Genomic DNA, 17,801 nt, shown 5'->3' on the forward strand with positions numbered 1-17,801 from the left:
ACCACCCGCCCATCGGCGGGTGGTTTCATGTGTGGCAACTTAACGCCGGCTGGTTCGGCGGGAATTGGTCGTGATGGATTTCAAAGGTTTTTCCGCTCCAGCGGCGCGGTTGAGTTCGTCCAACATGGCGGCGAGGCGGGTGGCGGCGTCCGGGGCGACGTGAGTGGATTGGAGGCGATCAGCCCACAGAGGGAAAGCCATCGGGGTGAGGTGCTCGGTTTCCACGAGGTGAAAGGGGCGGCTGGCGAGGTCGTGGATGACTTCGTTCAGGCGGGTGAATTCGAGCTGCTTTTCGAGGATTTCGCGCTCGGATTGTTGGAGCAGGAGGTTGTCGGAATCGTAGCGTTGGAGGACTTCGTAGAGGAGAGTGGAGCTGGATTGGAGTTCGCGGCCGGAGCGGTCTTGGCGACCGGGCGGTTGCTGGAGGATGAGGCCGGAGACGCGGGCGATTTCCCGGAAATTCCGGCGGGCAAGTTCCGCGGTGTTCATGCAGGCGACGAGGTCTTCTAGCAGATCATCCGGGCTGAGGTGGCGACGCAGGGATTTCTCATCAAGGACGAGGCCGCGTTTTGCGGTGAGGGAAAATCCGTAGTCGTTCTGCGTCGCCTGGATCGCTTGTCCAATCTCGCGGCCGATGCGGTAGGCGACGAGCGTGCCGAGTCCTTCGTGGACGAGACGGCCGGCGAAGGGGAAAAAGAACAAGTGCTCGCCCTCTCTGGAACGGGTGAATTCGATGAGCAAAGAATCGTCAGAAGGAAGGCGGGACCAACGACGCTGGATTTCCAGAATGGGAGCCACGGCCGTCATTTCAGGCGGATGCTTGGAGGAAGACTCGGATTGGGAAAAATCATTGATGACTTTGGCGATCGCGTGGGTGAGTTCGGTGGAAAGCGACATCTTCGCGCCGCCCCAGATGGCGATGCGGCCTTTGGTCGTTTTCCCCGCGGGTTTGACAGTGGCGACCCGCTGATGGAAACGAACGAGCGTGAGATGCCTGCCGGCGAAAATGAGGTGACCTCCGGTGCGAATGCCGGCGATAAAGGATTCCTCGACGGTGCCTAACGTGTGGCCGTTGGCGAAGCGGATGTAGATGGCGGGATCACTGGAAATCGTGCCGATGCTCAGGCGGTGCTGGAGGATGAGGCGCTTGTCATCGACGGTGTAGCGGCCGTTTTCTATCCGGGCTTTCTGATAGCGCGGGTAGGCGGCGAGGGCTTTGCCGCCGTTGGAAATGAAACCGAGCGACCATTGCCACTCATCATCAGTTAGATCGGTGAAAGCGTGCGAGGAACGGATTTCCCGGAGCATTTCATCGGGGAGAAACGGCGCGCCGATCGCGCAGGTGACGAGGTGCTGGGCAAGCACGTCGAGCGGCTTGCGCAGCGGGCGGCGGGTCTCGATGTGGCGGGCAAGCGCGGCATCGCGAGCGGCGGCAAATTCAACGAGTTCGAGCGCGTTGGTCGGCACGCAAAGGATCCGCGACGGCTTGCCGGGCTGGTGGCCGGAGCGCCCGGCGCGCTGGAGAAGCCGGGCAATTCCTTTCGGCGAACCGACTTGGATGACTTGATCGACGGGCGAGAAATCCACGCCTAGGTCGAGCGACGAGGTGCAGACGACGCATTTCAATGAGCCATCACGCAGGCCGTTTTCCGCAAGATCGCGTTCGTCACGGTCGAGCGATCCGTGGTGCACGGCGATGCGGCTCTTCCACTCCGGCTTGAGTGCTAACAACTCCTGGAACCAGATTTCCGTTTGCGAGCGGGTGTTCGTGAACAGCAGCGTGGTCGTGGCTTTCTCGATGTGACGCGCGACCTGCGGTGCGAGCCGCGTGCCAATGTGGCCCGCCCATGGGAAGCGATCGATTTCCTTCGGAATGAGTGTCTCGATGGTGAGCCGTTTTTCGAGATCGGCGGAAATTTCCACCGAACCTGCGAACGCATTTCCTAACAACGTCCGCCGCGCTTCCGTCAGATTCCCCAAGGTCGCGGAAAGTCCCCAGACGCGCAATCCGGGAATCCACGCGCGCAACCTTGCGAGGCAGAGCTCCGTTTGCACGCCGCGCTTGCTTCCTAGCAGCTCGTGCCATTCATCGACGATGACGCAGCGCAGACCTGATAGTTTCTCCGGGAAATCGGCATGCGTCAGCATCAGCGAAAGCGACTCCGGTGTGGTGACCAGCGTGTGCGGCAGCTTCTTCCGGAGGCGGGCGCGGAGGGCAGCGGGCGTGTCGCCGGTGCGGGCCTCGGCTTCAAGATGCGGTGCGAGAACGGCGAGCGGTTCTCGCAACGCGCGCAAGGTATCCGCGGCGAGAGCGCGGAGCGGTGTCAGCCAGAGGATCCGGCATTGGCCGTTTTCATCGAGGGTTTCCGCCAGCGGTCCGAGATAGACTGCGAGCGTTTTTCCGAGCCCGGTCGGCGCATGGAGAAGACCGGATTCTCCCGATTGATAGGCTTCCCAGGTTTGTTTCTGGAATTCAAACGGCCGCCAGCCCTTGGCCTTGAAAAAGGGCTTGAGCGAGGCAACCGACATGCCGTCAGGATCGTGCCCGACGGAGAAATTTCAAGTGGCTGACGATCCAACTCAGAAATCCTTCTTGAGCTTCGCGATCCGGGATTTTGCCATCGCGGTGAAGCCGAACGCCATCACCCCGAGCCCGATCAACACCGCTCCCACCAGCCAGCGCTCCATCGGCGCGGAGACATTTCCTATTTGGAAAAACAACACCCCGACCGCGGCGGCGCAGAGTCCCAAACCGATCAGCAGGCCATTGAAAAAGATGATTCGCGCCACCAACAAAGCGGCACTGCGGGCGGCGGGTGACAAGGTGTGAGGTTCTTGGGAAGCCATTGGAAATGATCGGGGTAAAAAATGAAAAGAGCCCGCTGTGTGCCACAACGGACTCCTTTTTGGAAGAAGTGATTTTTCCCGCCCCACTTACCAAAAGCCATCGCCCCGTTCACTACCACTCCAAACTCAAGCCGTGTTCCTTGAAAAACGGCATGGCCCGCCCCCGACTCACGAGCGTGTGCTTGCCGTTGATCGCCTGCCATACCAGCAATCGGTCGAAGGGATCCCGGTGGTCCGGCGCGTAGGCAGGCGGTGAAATGTGGAAAATACTTCAGCCGGATTCACCTCCCGACTGAGACAGTCGGGACAGGTTCTTCCCTTGTCCGCTCAGCGCACCACGCGGGCCCCGCCACCGCCGATTTGTTTTTCGACTTCCTTGCGGGTGGCCATCGAGGTGTCGCCGGGCGTCGTGGAAGCGAGCGCGCCGTGGGCGGCTCCGTATTCCACGGCTTTCTGCGCGTCGTTGAACTCCATGAAACCGAACTGCACGCCGGACGCGAATGAATCACCGCCGCCGACGCGGTCGAGGATTTCGAGGTCGGGATATTTGCGGCTTTCGTGGAATTTTCCGTCGTGCCAGAGGATGGCGGACCAATCGTTGATGGTCGCGGTTTTCACGCCGCGGAGGGTGGTCGCGGCGACCTTGAAGTTAGGGAATTCTTTCACCGCGGTTTCGATCATCGCTTTGAAGGCATCGAGCTCGATGGCGGAAATGTTGTGGTCCACGCCTTCGACTTCGAAGCCGAGCGATGCAGTGAAGTCTTCCTCGTTGCCAATCATGATATCGACGTATTTCGCGATCTCGCGGTTCACTTCCTGCGCTTTCGCGAGGCCGCCGATGGTTTTCCAGAGCGACGGGCGGTAGTTGAGATCGTAGGAAACAACCGTGCCGTATTTGTTAGCGGCCTTCACAGCCTCGACGGTGAGGGCCGCGGTGGTTTCCGATAGAGCCGCGTAGATGCCGCCGGTGTGGAACCAGCGCACGCCGAGTTTGCCGAAGATGTGATCCCAATCGACATCACCGGGCTTGAGTTGCGAGGCCGCCGTATTTCCGCGATCCGGATTTCCAACAGCACCGCGCACGCCGAAGCCGCGCTCGGTGAAATTCAAACCATTTCTAACATTCCGTCCGATGCCGTCGTCCTCGCGCCACTGGATGAAATCCGTAGCGACTCCTCCCTGCATAATAAAATCCTCGATGAGATGGCCGACCTCGTTATCGACGAACGCGGTGACGACCGCCGTTTTATAACCGAAACATTTCCTCAACCCGCGCGAGGTGTTGTATTCCCCGCCGCCTTCCCAAGCGGCGAACTGGCGGGCGGTGCGGATCCGGCCCTCGCCGGGATCGAGACGGAGCATGACTTCACCCAGCGAGATTTGATCGAAGGCGCATTCGGATTTCGGTTTGATGGTCAGTGACATGTGAGTGGATTGATTTTCAGCGATCGGTTTTTCAGGGAAAGGTGGGTGGAATCCCGGCCTTTGGTGGGTAAAGACGGAGCGAGCTTGGAAAAATTTGGCAGGCCGCGCAATACACACTTGGGGTTAACAGCGAATTCCGCGGAAAACGGCATGGAGATTGCCGGTTTCCGTGGAATCCGGCAGTTTCATCGACTCATCGAGGTCCGGATCGTCGGTCGGTGCTGATGGATTGCCATCGCGGCTCGCGCCATTGACTTCACCCGCTCTGTCAGGAAAATCCCGCTCATGAAACGAAAGGTGCAGCATAAACCCGCCCATCCCAAGGAAGGCCTTGTCATCCGGCTGGGAAACGGCGCGCCACTCAGCCGCACGCAGGTGGAATTCAACCGCCTGATGAAAAGTCTCGAAGCCACCAAAGCGCGCCACGCCCGCGAGCAAGCACGGCTCGACGAGGTCCTCGCCACCTCCATCCGCGAGCTGATGCCGTTGATCGAGGATATCAACCGCCTGAATCGCGATCTCGTTTTCAGCGGATTCAAAGCGTTCCAAACCCTCAAGCTAACAGCCGAACGCCGCCGCTGGTTCGGCGACTTGCTAAGCGGCAAGGCGACCGAACTGCTGGCCGATCCCGTCGGCCTCAGTGCGGAGGAAATCAGTGAACTGGAAGCCGTCGTTGAGGAGCTTGGTCCCGACGAGGACGATGAGCGGATGACAGAGAGCGAGAGTGACGAATTCAATTTCGTCCGCACGATGATGGAACAGGCCGCGCGTGAAGCCGGGCTTGATCTGGACCTCGGCGATCTCGATCCGAACGGCGATCCCGAGGAATTCGAGCGCATCGCAAGCGAGCGCCTGCGTGATGCTTTCGAAAACAGGGCCGGTTCTCCATCAGCCGACGCGAAGCCCCGTCGCAAACCTACCAAGGCCCAGGCCGAAAAGGAGCGCAAACGCCTCGAACAGGAAGACGCCAAAAACCGCGACCTCAAGTCCCTCTTCAAGCAACTCGCCAAAGCCTTCCACCCCGATCTTGAACCGGAACCGCTGCTCAAGGAGCACAAGAAAGTCTGGATGCAGCGCCTCAACTCCGCCTATGCCGCCAATGACCTGCGGGAAATGCTCCAGCTCGAAATGGAATGGCTCGGCGAGGAAGCCACCAACCTCGCCACCGCCGGCGACCAGAAACTCCAGGTTTACTGCATGGTGCTCAAGGAGCAGATCGACGATCTCAAGCTCCAGACCCACTACCTGCCGAACGAGCCGCAATACGGCCCGCTCCAACGTTTCAGGGATCCGTTTTACGGCACCATCGCCAACCCGAAATCGATCAAACGCGAACTCCAGGATGATCTCCGCCATTATCGGGAAATGTTGGAAATCCTCACTGCCAACAACGCCGCCTCCCGCCGCATGATCTACGACTGGGCCGACGAACACGCCCGCCGGGCGGCTTATCCGTTCTGAGTTCGGCAGACCGCCTACCGCATCGTCGTTACTCCCATCACCCTGAGAAATCCGCTGATTATGGCGGACGACAAAGCGACCGAGGAGCTCAATCCTTGGTACTTGTGACGGTCATGAGCAGCGAGCTTGCGAATCGGCGGATTTTTGAATAGGTTGCGCCCATGAGCACGGTTGAAGAGATCGAAAGCGCGATCGAAAATCTCAAGGAAGATGAGTTCCTGCGTCTGGCCAAATGGCTTGAGGCGAAAGTGGCGGACGCTTGGGATCGCAGGATGAATCAGGATTCCAAAGACGGAAAACTGGATTTTCTCTTCGACGAGGCCGGAAGCGAGAGAGTGACCGGAGAACTCAACCCGTGGCCGGCCACGCGATGAAGTCGCGGGCGACTCGCAGGTTCTGGAAATGCTTCGATGCCCTTCCTCCCGAGGTCCAGAATTTGGCCGAGAAAAATTATGCCCTCTGGCAGCAGGATCCACGACATCCCTCGCTGCATTTCAAGAAACTCCAAGGCAGCGGAAACCGATTTTCAGTGCGAGTTGGAATCGGCTATCGCGCGATTGACTGGAAACTGCCGGACGGAGGAGTCGAGTGGGTGTGGATCGGGTCGCATGCGGATTATGACCGGTTGTTGGGGTGAAGCCGGAACGTAAATACAGGGGTGGTAGAAATGCGCCACCTGAACCGATTAAAGTAGAAACGCCATCATCGGTGCGGATGGCCACACAGAAGACACCCACGGGAACAACTTCTATTCTCGAATAATTCTAACTGTCTGAGAGATTGGAGCATCCTTCACGGCAACTTGGCTGATTTTTTGAAGAGCGCTCCGCGCTTCGTTCGCATCAACTTGCTGTCCTTGAAAGTTAAAACCCAGAATAGGCACCGTTACCGGCCCAGTCACCATGTGGCCCTGCGACTCCGAGGAAACGTTCACCATGAAAAAGTAGCATTCACCTGACTTTGCAGAAAACCGAATCGAACGGCCTCCTGCGAGTAACTCATGGTTGCCTTGCACCGTCTCAAAACACATGAATTTACCATTAGGAAGCTCTCCCTTGCTTCTTCCATCCATCGAAACTCTGGAATTTACGGCCGCGCCTAACAAACCAGCGGGTCGATAAACGTATATCAAAGACATATCGCGCGTTGGAGTGAAACTGGCCGCAACAGCAGCTTCTTTTGAAGTTGGAGCTGCCCCGCACGAAGCCATCAACAGAACAGCACCAAGTAAGATTGTATCATGGAAGTATCGGGGCATTTCTACGATTAATTGGTTCGTTGGCAATTGAAGATTGCTGCAGCAGCGGACTTGATTTCCTCTAACTTTAAACGATCCGGCGCAGCACCTCGTGCCTGATCCGGCTTCCCGCCGCCTTTGCCGCCGGCGAGGGCTGCTAGATCGCGGAGGAGGTCGCCGGCTTTCAGGCCTTTGGCGAGAGCGTCTGGGCCGCAGTGGGTGGCGAGGTGGAGTTTTTCTCCGTCATCGACGATGAGCAGGGCGGGGCCGGCGAATTGCTTTTTCTTGAGACCGTTCTGGAGTTCCTGAAGCAGCGAGGCGTCGGACTCGAAGGAAACGATGATGGGTTTTCCTTCTTTCGTTGCCGAATCGATGAGTTCTGCTAGGGATTCGTCGGCGAGGGCGGCGGCTTGGGCGGCTTGGATTTTCTTGATGCGCTTCTCGGCTTCGATGGCGCCTTGTTGGGTTTCTTCCAGCGTGCGCTGGCCGTGGGCGAAGGTGGCGTTGATCTGGGCGATGTCGGCGCGTTCGGCGAGCATGGCTCCCATGATGTGTGGGAAGTCATTCACGGCGACGGATTCCTCGCCGAGGGATGTTAGCTTTTCGTTGGCGGCGTGGAGTTTGGCGCGGGCGGCGGTGAGCTCGGCGTGCCATTTTTCCGTATTCTCGTTGAGGTAGGCCCAGGCGGCTTCTCCGCAGACGGCTTCGATGCGGCGGACGCCGGAAGCGATGGCTCCCTCGGATTTGATTTTGAAAAGGCCGATCTCGCCAGTGTTGCGGACGTGGGTGCCGCCGCAGAGTTCCTGGGAGTAGCCGTTGAGCGCTTGTGGTTCGCCGCCGATCTGGACGACGCGGACTAGGTCACCGTATTTGTCGCCGAAGAATTGCATGATGTCCGGGCGGCCCTTGATGGAGGCGTGGGGGACTTCTTTCCAACTCACGGAGTCGCCAGCCTTGATGGAGGCGTTGACCTTTTCCTCCATCGCGGCGAGTTGCTCGGGCGTTACGGCGGCGCTGTTGAAGTCGAAGCGCAGGCGGTTTTCATCGACCGAGGAACCTTGCTGCGCGGCGTCCGCGGAGACGACTTCGTGCAGCGCCCAGTGGAGAAGGTGGGTGGCGGTGTGGTGGGCTTCGATGGGATTGCGACGATCCTTGTCGAGTTGGAGAACGACCTTAAGACCTACGATGCTGTGCATGCCTTTGGGAAAAATGCAGTCGCCGCTGCCTTCCTCCATAAACTCATAGTTGTCCTTTCTGAGAACAAAACCACGAGCTTTACCGATGTTGACGACTCCAATGATGTCCGGGCTTTCACCGTGGAATTTCATGAAGCCGGAGTCAGCGGCCTGACCACCCATTTCAGCGTAGAATGGCGTTTTGTCGGTGATAACCAGCCATGAGTCTTCTTGTTCGTGAACTTCAAGCACAGTAGTTTCCACTTCGTCTAACTCGAAGCCGACGAATTCGGTGACAACATCGGTGGAGATGTCGAGGGCGCGGACAATGGTGGATTTTTGAGCAGCACGGGAACGTTCCTGCTGTTGCTCCATGAGTTCCTCGAAACGTGGCATGTCCACGTTGAGGCCTCGCTCGGCGCAGAGCAATTCGGTGAGGTCGATGGGAAAGCCGAAGGTGTCGTAGAGTTTGAACGCAAATTCACCGTCAAGGACACGGACAATGGTCCCCGACCCAACGGGTTCGACATAACCTGCGACAAAGGTTCTGTATTGAACGCCACCTTTGAATGCGGAATTTTCCTCAGAGTATTGCGAACTAACTGACGATTTTGACTGAACCTGCGAAGCTTCGATAGCTGCAAGCGGTCTTGCTGCTTGTTCAAATAGGTTCAGCCCCCGATCCAGAGTCTGGTTGAAACTCGCTTCTTCCTGCTCAAGCGTTTGGCGAACCACTTGCTCGCGGTTTTTCAACTCAGGGAAAACTCCACCCATCTCGGCGACGAGGGTTTCCACCAGCGCGCCGAAGAACGGCTTTTCTCCGGAGAAACCAAGCTGGCGGCCGTATCTAACTGCTCGGCGCAGGATGCGGCGGAGGACGTAGTTGCGGCCGTTGTTCCCCGGCATGATGCCGTCGGCGATGGAGAAGCTCAGGGTACGCAAGTGGTCGGCGATGACGCGGAAGGCGATCGCGGTTTTCATCTCCTCGGTAAAGGCGGCGCGGTCGGCACCGAGTTCCGGATAGATGTTGACGTAGGTTTTTCCTGATAGTTCTTCCAGCTTGCGGAAGATCGGTTGGAAGACGTCGGTGGCGTAGTTGCTGGGTTTTTTCGAGAAGTCGGTGAAGCCCTTGGTGTTCTGGATGATGGAGCAGGCGCGCTCGAAACCCATGCCGGTATCGACGTGTTTGGCGGGGAGCTCGCGGAAGCTGCCGTCGGCCTCGGCGTTGTACTGGATGAAGACGAGGTTCCAGATCTCGATGCAGAGGTCGGAGTCGTTGTTGACGAGGTTGCGGCCGGTGACGGGATTGCCCTCGGGTGTTAGATCGACGTGAAGCTCGGAGCAGGGTCCGCAGGGGCCGGTTTCGCCCATCATCCAGAAGTTGTCTTTGACGTTGCCGTGGACGATCTGGACGGCGGGGTCACAGCCTTTGGAAACGAAGAGGGCGGCCCAGATGTCGTAGGCTTCCTGATCGAAATTTCCTGGATCGCCGGGCTTCGGCGCATAGACGGAGGCGTAGAGGCGGTGGGCGGGAAGGCCCCAACGCTCGACGACGAGTTCCCAGGCCCAGGCGATGGCTTCCTTTTTGAAATAATTTCCGAACGACCAGTTTCCTAACATTTCGAAAAACGTGTGGTGATAGGTGTCGTAGCCGACATCCTCGAGGTCGTTGTGTTTGCCGCCGGCGCGGATGCACTTCTGGGTATCGGCCGCGCGCGGTGGATCGTAGGGAGCTTTTTCCACGCCGAGGAAATACGGGACGAAGGGGTTCATCCCGGCGTTCGTGAACAGCAGGCCGGGCGACTGCGGGAGCAGCGAGGCCGAAGGGACGATGGTGTGCTGTTTCTCGGTGAAGAAATCGAGGAAGCTCTGGCGGATCTCGGCGGAAGTCATGGTGGTGCTGGAAGAAAAAAGCTGGAGGCGAGACGCCTCCGCAACGGTCTGGCGCGAGACGCGCCAGCCACTTTGGATGGGCGCGGGAAGATGCGGGAAAGCCGGGGGCGGTGTAAAGGGTAGAGACCGGGGGGAGAGTCCAGATTCCAGAAACAAGAATCCAGAGAGAGGAGGAGGCTGATTTACTCCTCGTCGATGACGCCGGCGCGGGGGATCATCTTCGGCTCGACGGGCGAAGCGCGTGGGACTTCAGGGAAAGCGGGAACGGCCCGAAGCGGCGGCGTTTCCTCGACGGGAGCGGCTTTCAACGGGGGCGCAGGCGGTTCTTCGACCGGGGCCGCCTTCATGGGCGGGGCAGGAGCGGGAGGTTCCTCCACGGGAAGAGCCCGGTTAGGCTTCACCAGCACGGCCTTCGGCGAAGGAGTTTCTTCGATGACGGCGGCCTTTTGCGGCTCGATTTTCATCTGCTCCTTGGTGGGAGGAGTTTTCCGCATGCGGATTTCCACGCGGCGGTTGGCGGATTGCTCGTCGGGAGTGCCGGCGGTGACGAGCGGTTCGTAGCGCCCGAAGCCGCGGGTGATGATCTTGCGGGAGTCCATCCGGAGGGAGCTGACGAGGTAGTTTTTCACGGCCTCGGCGCGTTGGATCGAGAGGTTGAGATTGAATTCATCGCCGCCGACGAGGTCGGTGTGGCCTTCGATCCAGCAGTAGAGGCTCGGGTTGCGGTCCATCAGCATTCCGAGTTTCATGAGGCCGACTTTGGCGCTGCCGCGGAGTTCCGAGCTGTTGAATTCAAAAAGCAGGTCGCTGGGCAGCATGGTTTTTGCGCCGAGAAGGACGTTTGGCGGGAGATCGAGCATGTTCTCCAGCGAGGTGACGCCATCGAGCGTGCCATGGTCGGTTTTTCCGCCGGCACCGTATTTGATGAGATCGGAGGAACCGCCCGCCTCGGCGTCGTCTGCGGAAACGGCTCCGGGATCGACGGTGAGTTGGCCAACTTCGGCGGGCCGGATGCTTTCGGGCTGGCGACCGAGCTCGGGGAGGTCGGCGGTGTCGATTTCAAGATTGGAGGAAATTTCCATTGCGACAGCGGCCGGATCGCCCTCCAGCGCCGGGTTCTGCATTTTCAACGCATATTCCGCCTGGGTGATGTCCGGCTTGATATCGATCTCCGCGTTTTCAGGCAATTTCGCGAGGAGTTCGATGTCTTCCATCAAGGCGGCCGCATCGTTTGGCGGAATGACCACTTGCTCGGGCGGCAGTGAGCGTTCGTCGTCCGCGGGCCGGACTTCCACTTGGCGGACGTCGATGGGCCGGGTACTGAGTTCCTTGGCTTCCTCGAACTTGATGGCGATTTTCATCCGGTCCAACGCGAAGAAAACGACGACGTGGAGCAGGACCGAAACCAGCATCGCCACGGCGGCCCACCAGCCCAGGTGATCCGGGCCGGGCAAGCGGTACGCAGCGCCGCTGTCGCGTGTGGCGCTCCATGAAAACCCGTCGGACATGGCGCAACTATACTCGGATCTAAAATGCTGGCAATCACCAGTCGGACCGATTATTTTCCATTTGGTATCGCATTTGCTCATTCCAAACCAACCTCTCAACACCATGGCCGCCAAGAAAACTGCTAAAACCACGACGGATCCCATTTCCAAAGAAGCTGAAACCACGCCCAAGCCCGTCGCCAAGAAAGCCGCGAAAAAAGCGGTCGCCAAAAAGGTGGCCACGCCTGCAACTTCCGAAGCTCCCGCCGCGAAAAAGGTGCCAGCGAAGAAAGCAGCTTCTCCGAAACCGTCTCTCGATTCAGTGGCCCGCGCTGCCTACTTGAACTACCGCCGCCGCGTCGAGCAAGGTCTGCCGGGCGATTCCCACGGCGACTGGCTCGAAGCCGAGCGCCAATTCTCGGAACCTACCTGATCTCCGGAATTTTTCCGACTCTTCCGGCTTGGACAGCGCGTGAAACGGCTTCACAGTCCGCCGCGTGAACCCCTGCTCATCCCTTGGCATCGGCTTGGCCGGATTCGGAACCGTCGGTTCCGGCGTCTGGAACACCCTGCAACGCAACGGCGCGCTTATCGCCGACCGCACCGGCGGCGGCGTGACCCTGCATATTGCGAAAATCCTCGTCCGCGATCTTGCCAAAGTCCGTGCCACGACGGGAGACGTCCCTGCGGAAATTCTGACCACCGACTGGCGTGCCCTCGTCGCGGATCCCGCGGTGGACATCGTCGTCGAACTCATCGGGGGGACAACGGATGCTTTTGAAATCGTCGCGGCTGCCCTGCGCGCGAAAAAACCGGTCGTCACTGGAAACAAGGCCTTACTTGCCGAGCGTGGTGTCGAACTGTTCGCCCTTTCCCGGGAAATGGACACGCCGATTCACTTTGAAGCAGCCGTCGCCGGGGGCATCCCGATCATCCGCACGGTGCAGGACTCGTTCATCGGCAACCGCATTCACTCGTTTTCCGGCATCATCAACGGCACATCAAACTACATCCTCGGCCGGATGACCAACGCCGGGCTCACTTTCGAAGACGCTCTCGGCGAAGCCCAATCGCTCGGTTACGCCGAAGCGGACCCGGCGCTCGACGTGAATGGCTGGGACGCCGCCCACAAGGCGATCCTGCTCGCCACGCTCGCCTACGGATTCCCAATCGATCCGGCATCCATCCACGTCTCCGGCATCGAGCAAGTGCGCCCGACCGATATCAATTTCGCGAAAAACCTCGGTTACGCCGTAAAACTGTTAGCCGTCATCCGCGAACATGCCGACGGCTCGGTGGAACTCCGTATCCAGCCATCCTTCATCGCGAAATCCAACATTCTGGCCTCCGTCCACGGCGTCTTCAACGCCGTCGCCGTCCACGGTGATGCCGCTGGCGAATCGCTCTTCTACGGTCGCGGTGCGGGTCAGGATCCGACCGCATCATCCGTCGTCGCCGACCTCGTCGAAGCCGCCCGCGGCCTCCGCCAAGCTTCGGGCCATCGCGGTTTCCTGCCCTACCGCGAAAGCGGCACCATCCTTCCTGTCGGCGAAACCTCGACCGCCTACTACGTCCGCTTCGACGTCACCGACCGCCCCGGCGTTGTTGCTGAAATCGCGCGTGTTCTAGCAGATCATCGCATCGGCATTTCCGGCACCCATTCGCCGGTGAACCCGAGCAATCCGGACGCCGCCTTCGTGGACATGGTCTTCCTGCTCCACACCTGCCCGTTCGGGAAACTCCAACAGGCACTAACTGAAATCGAGGCGCTCGACTGCATCAACAGCGCGCCGGTCGTTTTCCGGATAGAGAACCTCGGCTGAGACGCCGGTTCTGAAACTTATTTCTCCGCTTCAGCCTTCTCGTCCTTGGACGGATAGCGGAAGTGGCGTTGGACCGGATAGTCGAAGAGGATGTTTTCCCATTTCATGCCAGCACCCATGTTGTGGACCACCCATGCTTCGCCAGCACGGTTTCCGGGACCGGGAACGATGATGCCGATGTGGCTTTCCGCATTGGCGAGCGCCCAAACGACGATGTCGCCCGGGCGGTAATCAGAGACATTGCGCGAGGGCGTGAGTGTTTCCCCCTTGCGTTCGAAAAAGCGCTGGAGATTGGCCACCCGGCGGTGATCGATATTGGCGTCAGGGCCGACGGCATCCCAAAGTTGAGGATAGAGGCGGAAATTTTCCGTCATATCCTCGTGAACGAGAGCCTGCAAATCGATGCCCACATTGCGATAGCTGCGCACGACCACGTCGGCGGCCATTCCTTTGCCCGACGGCACGTCGCCATTGGGGTACGGGATTTTGTAGTAGGCTGAATCGTAGGCAACCTCGTCGCCGGAGTGGGAAAGAGCCGCTGCGGCAAGTCCGCTGCCGAATTTATTGGAATCCTCCAGCGTGGAAATCAACAAGGACGCCTGCTCCATGGTTGCATCCACTTGGGTCGCCTTCAGAAAGGGAACCAGTGGTTTTCCGAACCAAAAGCCGATGCCCAGAGCAATCACGATGATCACCCATCCGCCGAAGAAATTTCGCCTCTTCGGCTTTTGCGGACGCGGTCCGATATACTCAATCGTGCTGTAAAATCCTGATCGCGGGCGAGGCATGAAATTAATTACTTGGGGGGGTTTAAGCAAAACCAACCTGAAAAAGCGACTAAATTTAGCGAACTTCCGCTAACAATCAGCGATCTCCGGCCTCGACAGGAAATCACGTCTTCTCCCAAACTCCGCCGCATGACCATTCTCACCAGTCCCCGGCCTTTGGTGTGGGGTGAATTGGACGTCCCGCTATTCGGCCTAGCCCGTGATTTGCAAGGCGAAGCGATTGATCCGCCCGCGGCATTTTCGCTGGTCACGGATCCATTTCACCTCTGGTTTCTCGCCAACCACCGCAAGCCCGCGCTGGTTCACCCGAAGTCGCGGCCCGGGGCGTTTCAAGCCGAACTCTGGCGTTACGACGTCGCCGAACTCTTCATCGCGGATCCGGCGAGCGGACGGTATTTCGAGTTCAATCTCGCCCCCAACGGCGCCTGGTGGACCTGTGAATTCACCGCACCGCGGGTCAGGGCGGACGAAATGGACATCGCGATGCCCGAGGTGGCGACGTTTTCGGAAATGGCCGCCGACGGCACCTGGGTCGCCGCGATGGCGATCCCGCTCCCCCTGCTTCGGGCGCGACTCGATTTCGGCCCTCAAACCCGGCTCAATGTGGCGATGATCCTCGCATCGCCCGAGCAAAAATTCATCAGCGCCGCCAATCTCGGGCAGGGAGAACCGGATTTCCACCAACCGGATCGCTTCACCCGCGCCGCCTTCCTGCCTCTCAAGTAATGAAAGATCGTTCTTCGATGCTTGGACTCTTCTCTAACCTGTGATAGTCACACTTCAGTGGTGCAGCGTTTTAAAATCGAGGACCTTGTGGTCCAGGACTCTTCCGGCGTCGTTTTCCGGGCGATCGATGGCGAGACCCAACTTCCCGTCGCCGTCCGCAGGTTTTTCCCTTTCGGTCCGACCGGCGGCGGCTTGAGCGAAGACGAGCAGGCAGTCTATGCCGAGTCGGTCAACCGTCTCTCGGAACTCAGCCACCCCGCACTGCGATCGATCATCTGCGGCGGATGCGACCCCGTCGACGGAATGCCCTACATCGCCACCGAGTGGATCGAAGGCAAGGCGCTCCAGACGTTTCTCAAAGCCCGGCCTCTCAGCCAGCCGGAAGCCATTACGGTGATCAACCAGGCGCTCGAAGTCTGTCAGATTCTATCAGAAGTGATGGGAGCGGAAGGTGTTTGGGTGGAAACCGATCTGCACACCGTCATCATCGGCGCGGAGCAAACCCAGCGGCCGGTCAGCTTTTGGATTTCGCCGTTGAAATGGTTGGGGAAAAACGACGGCCAGCTCGGATTGGAACCGTTCATCGTTCTAACGACCTCCATCATGGGTTGGACTGGCAAACAAGTTAGGGAACTTTCCTCCACCGGTCTCGGCGGCTGGTTGAAATGGCTTCATGGCTCGGCCCGCACGGCGACCCTGCATGAGGCCCGCGAGATGTTGGCCGCCGCCATCGGGGTAGAACCGCCGGCTCCCGCCAAACGGGTGGTGCGCCAGGCGACACGCCCGATCCTTGCCGGGAAAAGGAAATCCAAGTCGAAAGCCCCGGTCTGGATTTTCGCATGCACCGCCTTGCTCGCCACCGGTCTCGGCGGATGGATGTTGGTCCGCAGGAACGCAGCCTTGGTGGCGAAAGCACAGGAGCGCCCGACGCCCGTGGTAAGGATCGTCTCTGCGGAAAAGCCATCGCCACCCGCTGCCGCTCGCGCCGAATCCAAGCCCGCGGCTGTCGCAAAAGAAACGCCGGCCGTCGCCTCGATTCCGGGTGAATCACGCGAGGAACGGGCCAACCGCATGGCCGCGGAACTCACCGCCACCGCCCGCAAGTCGAGCCAGAAGGCGGATGCCAAGGTCGCCGCCATCAAGCAAACCATTGCCGCGAAAGGCGGTGTCTTCAGCCCGTCCGACCATGATCTGCTCCTCGCACAGAACAAGGAGGAGGCCATCATCGAAGGCACGGTCGAATCGATGGCCGAGTCGAAATCGGGCGCAACCAAGTATCTGATATTTTCCGGAGCCTCCGGCAGCTCGGACTTCCGCGGCGCCATTTCCAGGGAGGATGCAGTCGGTGAACTGTCCGAATCCTCGTTGCGCTCCCTCTCGGGAAAGAAGATCCGTTTGAAAGGAAAGATCAGACTCGAGAGCGTCGGGAGTGACAAGCGGCCGGTCATCGACATCGAAAAACGCAACGAGATCCAGCCGGCCGAATGAACGAAACCGTTCCGCGGAATGTCCCGACCTTCGCCGTCGTCGGCCGGGTGAACATGGGGAAATCCGCGGTGATTGCTACATTGTTAGAGATTGATGATAACGAACTCGTCCGGATCAGCCCCACGCCCGGAGAGACCACCCGCTGCCAACCTCACCGTGTCGTATTCGGCGGTGTGGAGTGCGTGCGGTTCATCGATACCCCGGGTTTTTCGCGGCCGGTGGAAGCCATGCGGGCGATCCAGCAACTCCATGGCGAGGGCACGCCGGGATTGGAAACACTGCGCCGGTTCGTCGCTGAGGCTGGTGAGGATTTCGGCGATGAGAAGCGTTTGTTGGACCCGCTGATTGCCGGTGCGGGCATCCTCTACGTGGTGGATCCGGCGAAACCCTTGCGTGATGATTTTCTAGCGGAAATGGAGATCCTCCGGTGGACCGGCCGGCCTCGGCTCGCGCTTCTCAACCGCCGCGATGATGCCACCGGACCGGACGAAGAAGCTTGGAAATCCCGTTTGGGTGGCTCCTTCAATCTCGTGCGCACTTTCGACGCGCACCACGCCCGTTACGAGGAGAGGCTGCGGCTGCTCAAGGCGTTGTTGGAAATCGAGGAACAGCATCGCGAACAACTGGAGGAAACCATTCGCCGGGTCGAGGACGAGTGGCAACAACGCCGCGAGGAAGCGGCGGAAGCCGTGCTCAGATTTCTCGAAAGCGCGCTCGAACTCCGCGTCACCGCCACGCTCAAAGAACGCGACCTTCATCTGCCGTCGCGCCGCGAACGCAAGGCAGGAGAACTTTCGAAAAAGTATTTCACCGCGCTCGCCGGTCTCGAACGTGATTGTGTCAGATCCTTGTTGGGGATTTACCGGCACCATCTTTTGAAAGCCGATACCGATCCCGGCACCTACCACGGTATCGATCTGGAAAGCGCGGAAACCTGGAGCAAGTGGGGGCTCGGCCGCAACCAGCTCGCCGTGATCGCGGCGGCGGTCGGTGGCTCGGCCGGCCTCGCATTCGATCTGATGACCGGCGGCTTGTCCCACGGCCTCGGTGCTGCTCTCGGAGCGCTCGGGAGCGGCGGCGTGGCATGGTTCAAAGGTGGCAGCCTGCCGGATCTGCGGATCGATTTCCACGGCGGCGTGAAGCTCGGTGCGGGCGAGGGAAGATCGTTGGCGATGGGGCCGCCGAAGAATCCGAACTTCCCATGGATTCTGCTAGACGGGGTTCTCGTCCGCTATCGGAAAATGCTTGCCCGCGCCCACGGCCGGCGGGACGAGGAATTGTTGGACGGCGGCGAAGGAGGTTTCACGCGCGGATTTCCCGCCGAGCGGCGGGGATTGCTCCAGAAGTGGTTTGTCAGTTGCCTCAAGGGAGCACCGAACCGGGCACTCGAACCGGAGGTTTTCGACGCGCTGCTGGCGTCTTTGGAGGAAGCCGAACGGCGCTCCTAACGG

General features: G+C 59.5%; 15 protein-coding genes. 8 read left to right on the forward strand and 7 right to left on the reverse strand.

Annotation, left to right across the window (positions count from 1 at the left end; genetic code table 11):
- Positions 1-39: 39 nt before the first annotated feature.
- From ABIQ96_RS09485 to ABIQ96_RS09495, 3 genes are all read right to left on the reverse strand, one after another.
- Positions 40-2,529 carry a ligase-associated DNA damage response DEXH box helicase gene (locus ABIQ96_RS09485; protein ID WP_348214335.1) on the reverse strand — a complete coding sequence of 830 codons (2,490 nt, stop codon included), beginning with the start codon at positions 2,527-2,529 and terminating at the stop codon, positions 40-42.
- A gap of 51 nt (positions 2,530-2,580) precedes the next feature.
- A complete protein-coding gene (locus tag ABIQ96_RS09490; RefSeq protein WP_348214336.1) occupies positions 2,581-2,847 on the reverse strand; it encodes a hypothetical protein in 267 nt (88 codons plus the stop codon).
- Positions 2,848-3,174: 327 nt separating this feature from the next.
- Positions 3,175-4,272 (reverse strand): sugar kinase, encoded by a 1,098-nt coding sequence (locus ABIQ96_RS09495; protein WP_348214337.1) that lies wholly within the window; start codon positions 4,270-4,272, stop codon positions 3,175-3,177.
- 285 nt (positions 4,273-4,557) lie between these two features.
- Here ABIQ96_RS09495 and ABIQ96_RS09500 point away from each other — a divergent pair, with 285 nt between their 5' ends.
- The 3 genes from ABIQ96_RS09500 to ABIQ96_RS09510 all read left to right on the forward strand — a co-directional run bounded on the left by ABIQ96_RS09500 (position 4,558) and on the right by ABIQ96_RS09510 (position 6,370).
- Entirely contained in the window at positions 4,558-5,733 is a 1,176-nt protein-coding gene (locus ABIQ96_RS09500; RefSeq protein ID WP_348214338.1) for a hypothetical protein, read from the forward strand.
- Between the two features lie 161 nt (positions 5,734-5,894).
- A complete protein-coding gene (locus ABIQ96_RS09505; RefSeq protein ID WP_348214339.1) occupies positions 5,895-6,107 on the forward strand; it encodes a hypothetical protein in 213 nt (70 codons plus the stop codon).
- Positions 6,104-6,370, forward strand: a complete 267-nt coding sequence (locus ABIQ96_RS09510) for a hypothetical protein (protein WP_348214534.1) — start codon at positions 6,104-6,106, stop codon at positions 6,368-6,370. The genes ABIQ96_RS09505 and ABIQ96_RS09510 overlap by 4 nt, the downstream gene beginning before the upstream one ends.
- A 111-nt stretch (positions 6,371-6,481) precedes the next feature.
- On the opposite strand, the gene ABIQ96_RS09515 is transcribed toward ABIQ96_RS09510, so the two are convergent.
- The 3 genes from ABIQ96_RS09515 to ABIQ96_RS09525 form a co-directional block, all read right to left on the reverse strand.
- Positions 6,482-6,991, reverse strand: a complete 510-nt coding sequence (locus ABIQ96_RS09515) for a DUF2846 domain-containing protein (RefSeq protein ID WP_348214340.1) — start codon at positions 6,989-6,991, stop codon at positions 6,482-6,484.
- A gap of 8 nt (positions 6,992-6,999) precedes the next feature.
- Entirely contained in the window at positions 7,000-10,038 is a 3,039-nt protein-coding gene (locus ABIQ96_RS09520; protein ID WP_348214341.1) for an alanine--tRNA ligase, read from the reverse strand.
- 182 nt (positions 10,039-10,220) lie between these two features.
- Positions 10,221-11,546 (reverse strand): OmpA family protein, encoded by a 1,326-nt coding sequence (locus ABIQ96_RS09525; RefSeq protein WP_348214342.1) that lies wholly within the window; start codon positions 11,544-11,546, stop codon positions 10,221-10,223.
- Positions 11,547-11,649: 103 nt separating this feature from the next.
- Between ABIQ96_RS09525 and ABIQ96_RS09530 the strand changes: the two genes are divergently transcribed.
- Entirely contained in the window at positions 11,650-11,958 is a 309-nt protein-coding gene (locus ABIQ96_RS09530) for a hypothetical protein (protein WP_348214343.1), read from the forward strand.
- 64 nt (positions 11,959-12,022) lie between these two features.
- The gene (locus tag ABIQ96_RS09535; RefSeq protein ID WP_348214344.1) at positions 12,023-13,348 is read left to right on the forward strand and encodes a homoserine dehydrogenase; all 1,326 of its coding nucleotides are present in this window, start codon (positions 12,023-12,025) and stop codon (positions 13,346-13,348) included.
- Between the two features lie 17 nt (positions 13,349-13,365).
- Here ABIQ96_RS09535 and ABIQ96_RS09540 read toward each other — a convergent pair whose 3' ends face one another.
- Entirely contained in the window at positions 13,366-14,136 is a 771-nt protein-coding gene (locus tag ABIQ96_RS09540) for a DUF1287 domain-containing protein (RefSeq protein WP_348214345.1), read from the reverse strand.
- 129 nt (positions 14,137-14,265) lie between these two features.
- Between ABIQ96_RS09540 and ABIQ96_RS09545 the strand changes: the two genes are divergently transcribed.
- From ABIQ96_RS09545 to ABIQ96_RS09555, 3 genes are read left to right on the forward strand one after another with little or no spacing between them, the layout of a single operon-like run.
- Positions 14,266-14,862, forward strand: a complete 597-nt coding sequence (locus ABIQ96_RS09545; RefSeq protein ID WP_348214346.1) for a hypothetical protein — start codon at positions 14,266-14,268, stop codon at positions 14,860-14,862.
- 60 nt (positions 14,863-14,922) lie between these two features.
- Positions 14,923-16,350, forward strand: a complete 1,428-nt coding sequence (locus tag ABIQ96_RS09550; RefSeq protein WP_348214347.1) for a hypothetical protein — start codon at positions 14,923-14,925, stop codon at positions 16,348-16,350.
- Positions 16,347-17,798, forward strand: coding sequence for a GTPase/DUF3482 domain-containing protein (locus tag ABIQ96_RS09555; RefSeq protein WP_348214348.1), 1,452 nt, complete (start codon positions 16,347-16,349; stop codon positions 17,796-17,798). The genes ABIQ96_RS09550 and ABIQ96_RS09555 overlap by 4 nt, the downstream gene beginning before the upstream one ends.
- Positions 17,799-17,801 lie beyond the last annotated feature (3 nt).

The sequence above is a fragment of the Luteolibacter sp. genome, assembly GCF_039920825.1.
In the GTDB taxonomy this organism is placed as follows: domain Bacteria; phylum Verrucomicrobiota; class Verrucomicrobiia; order Verrucomicrobiales; family Akkermansiaceae; genus Luteolibacter.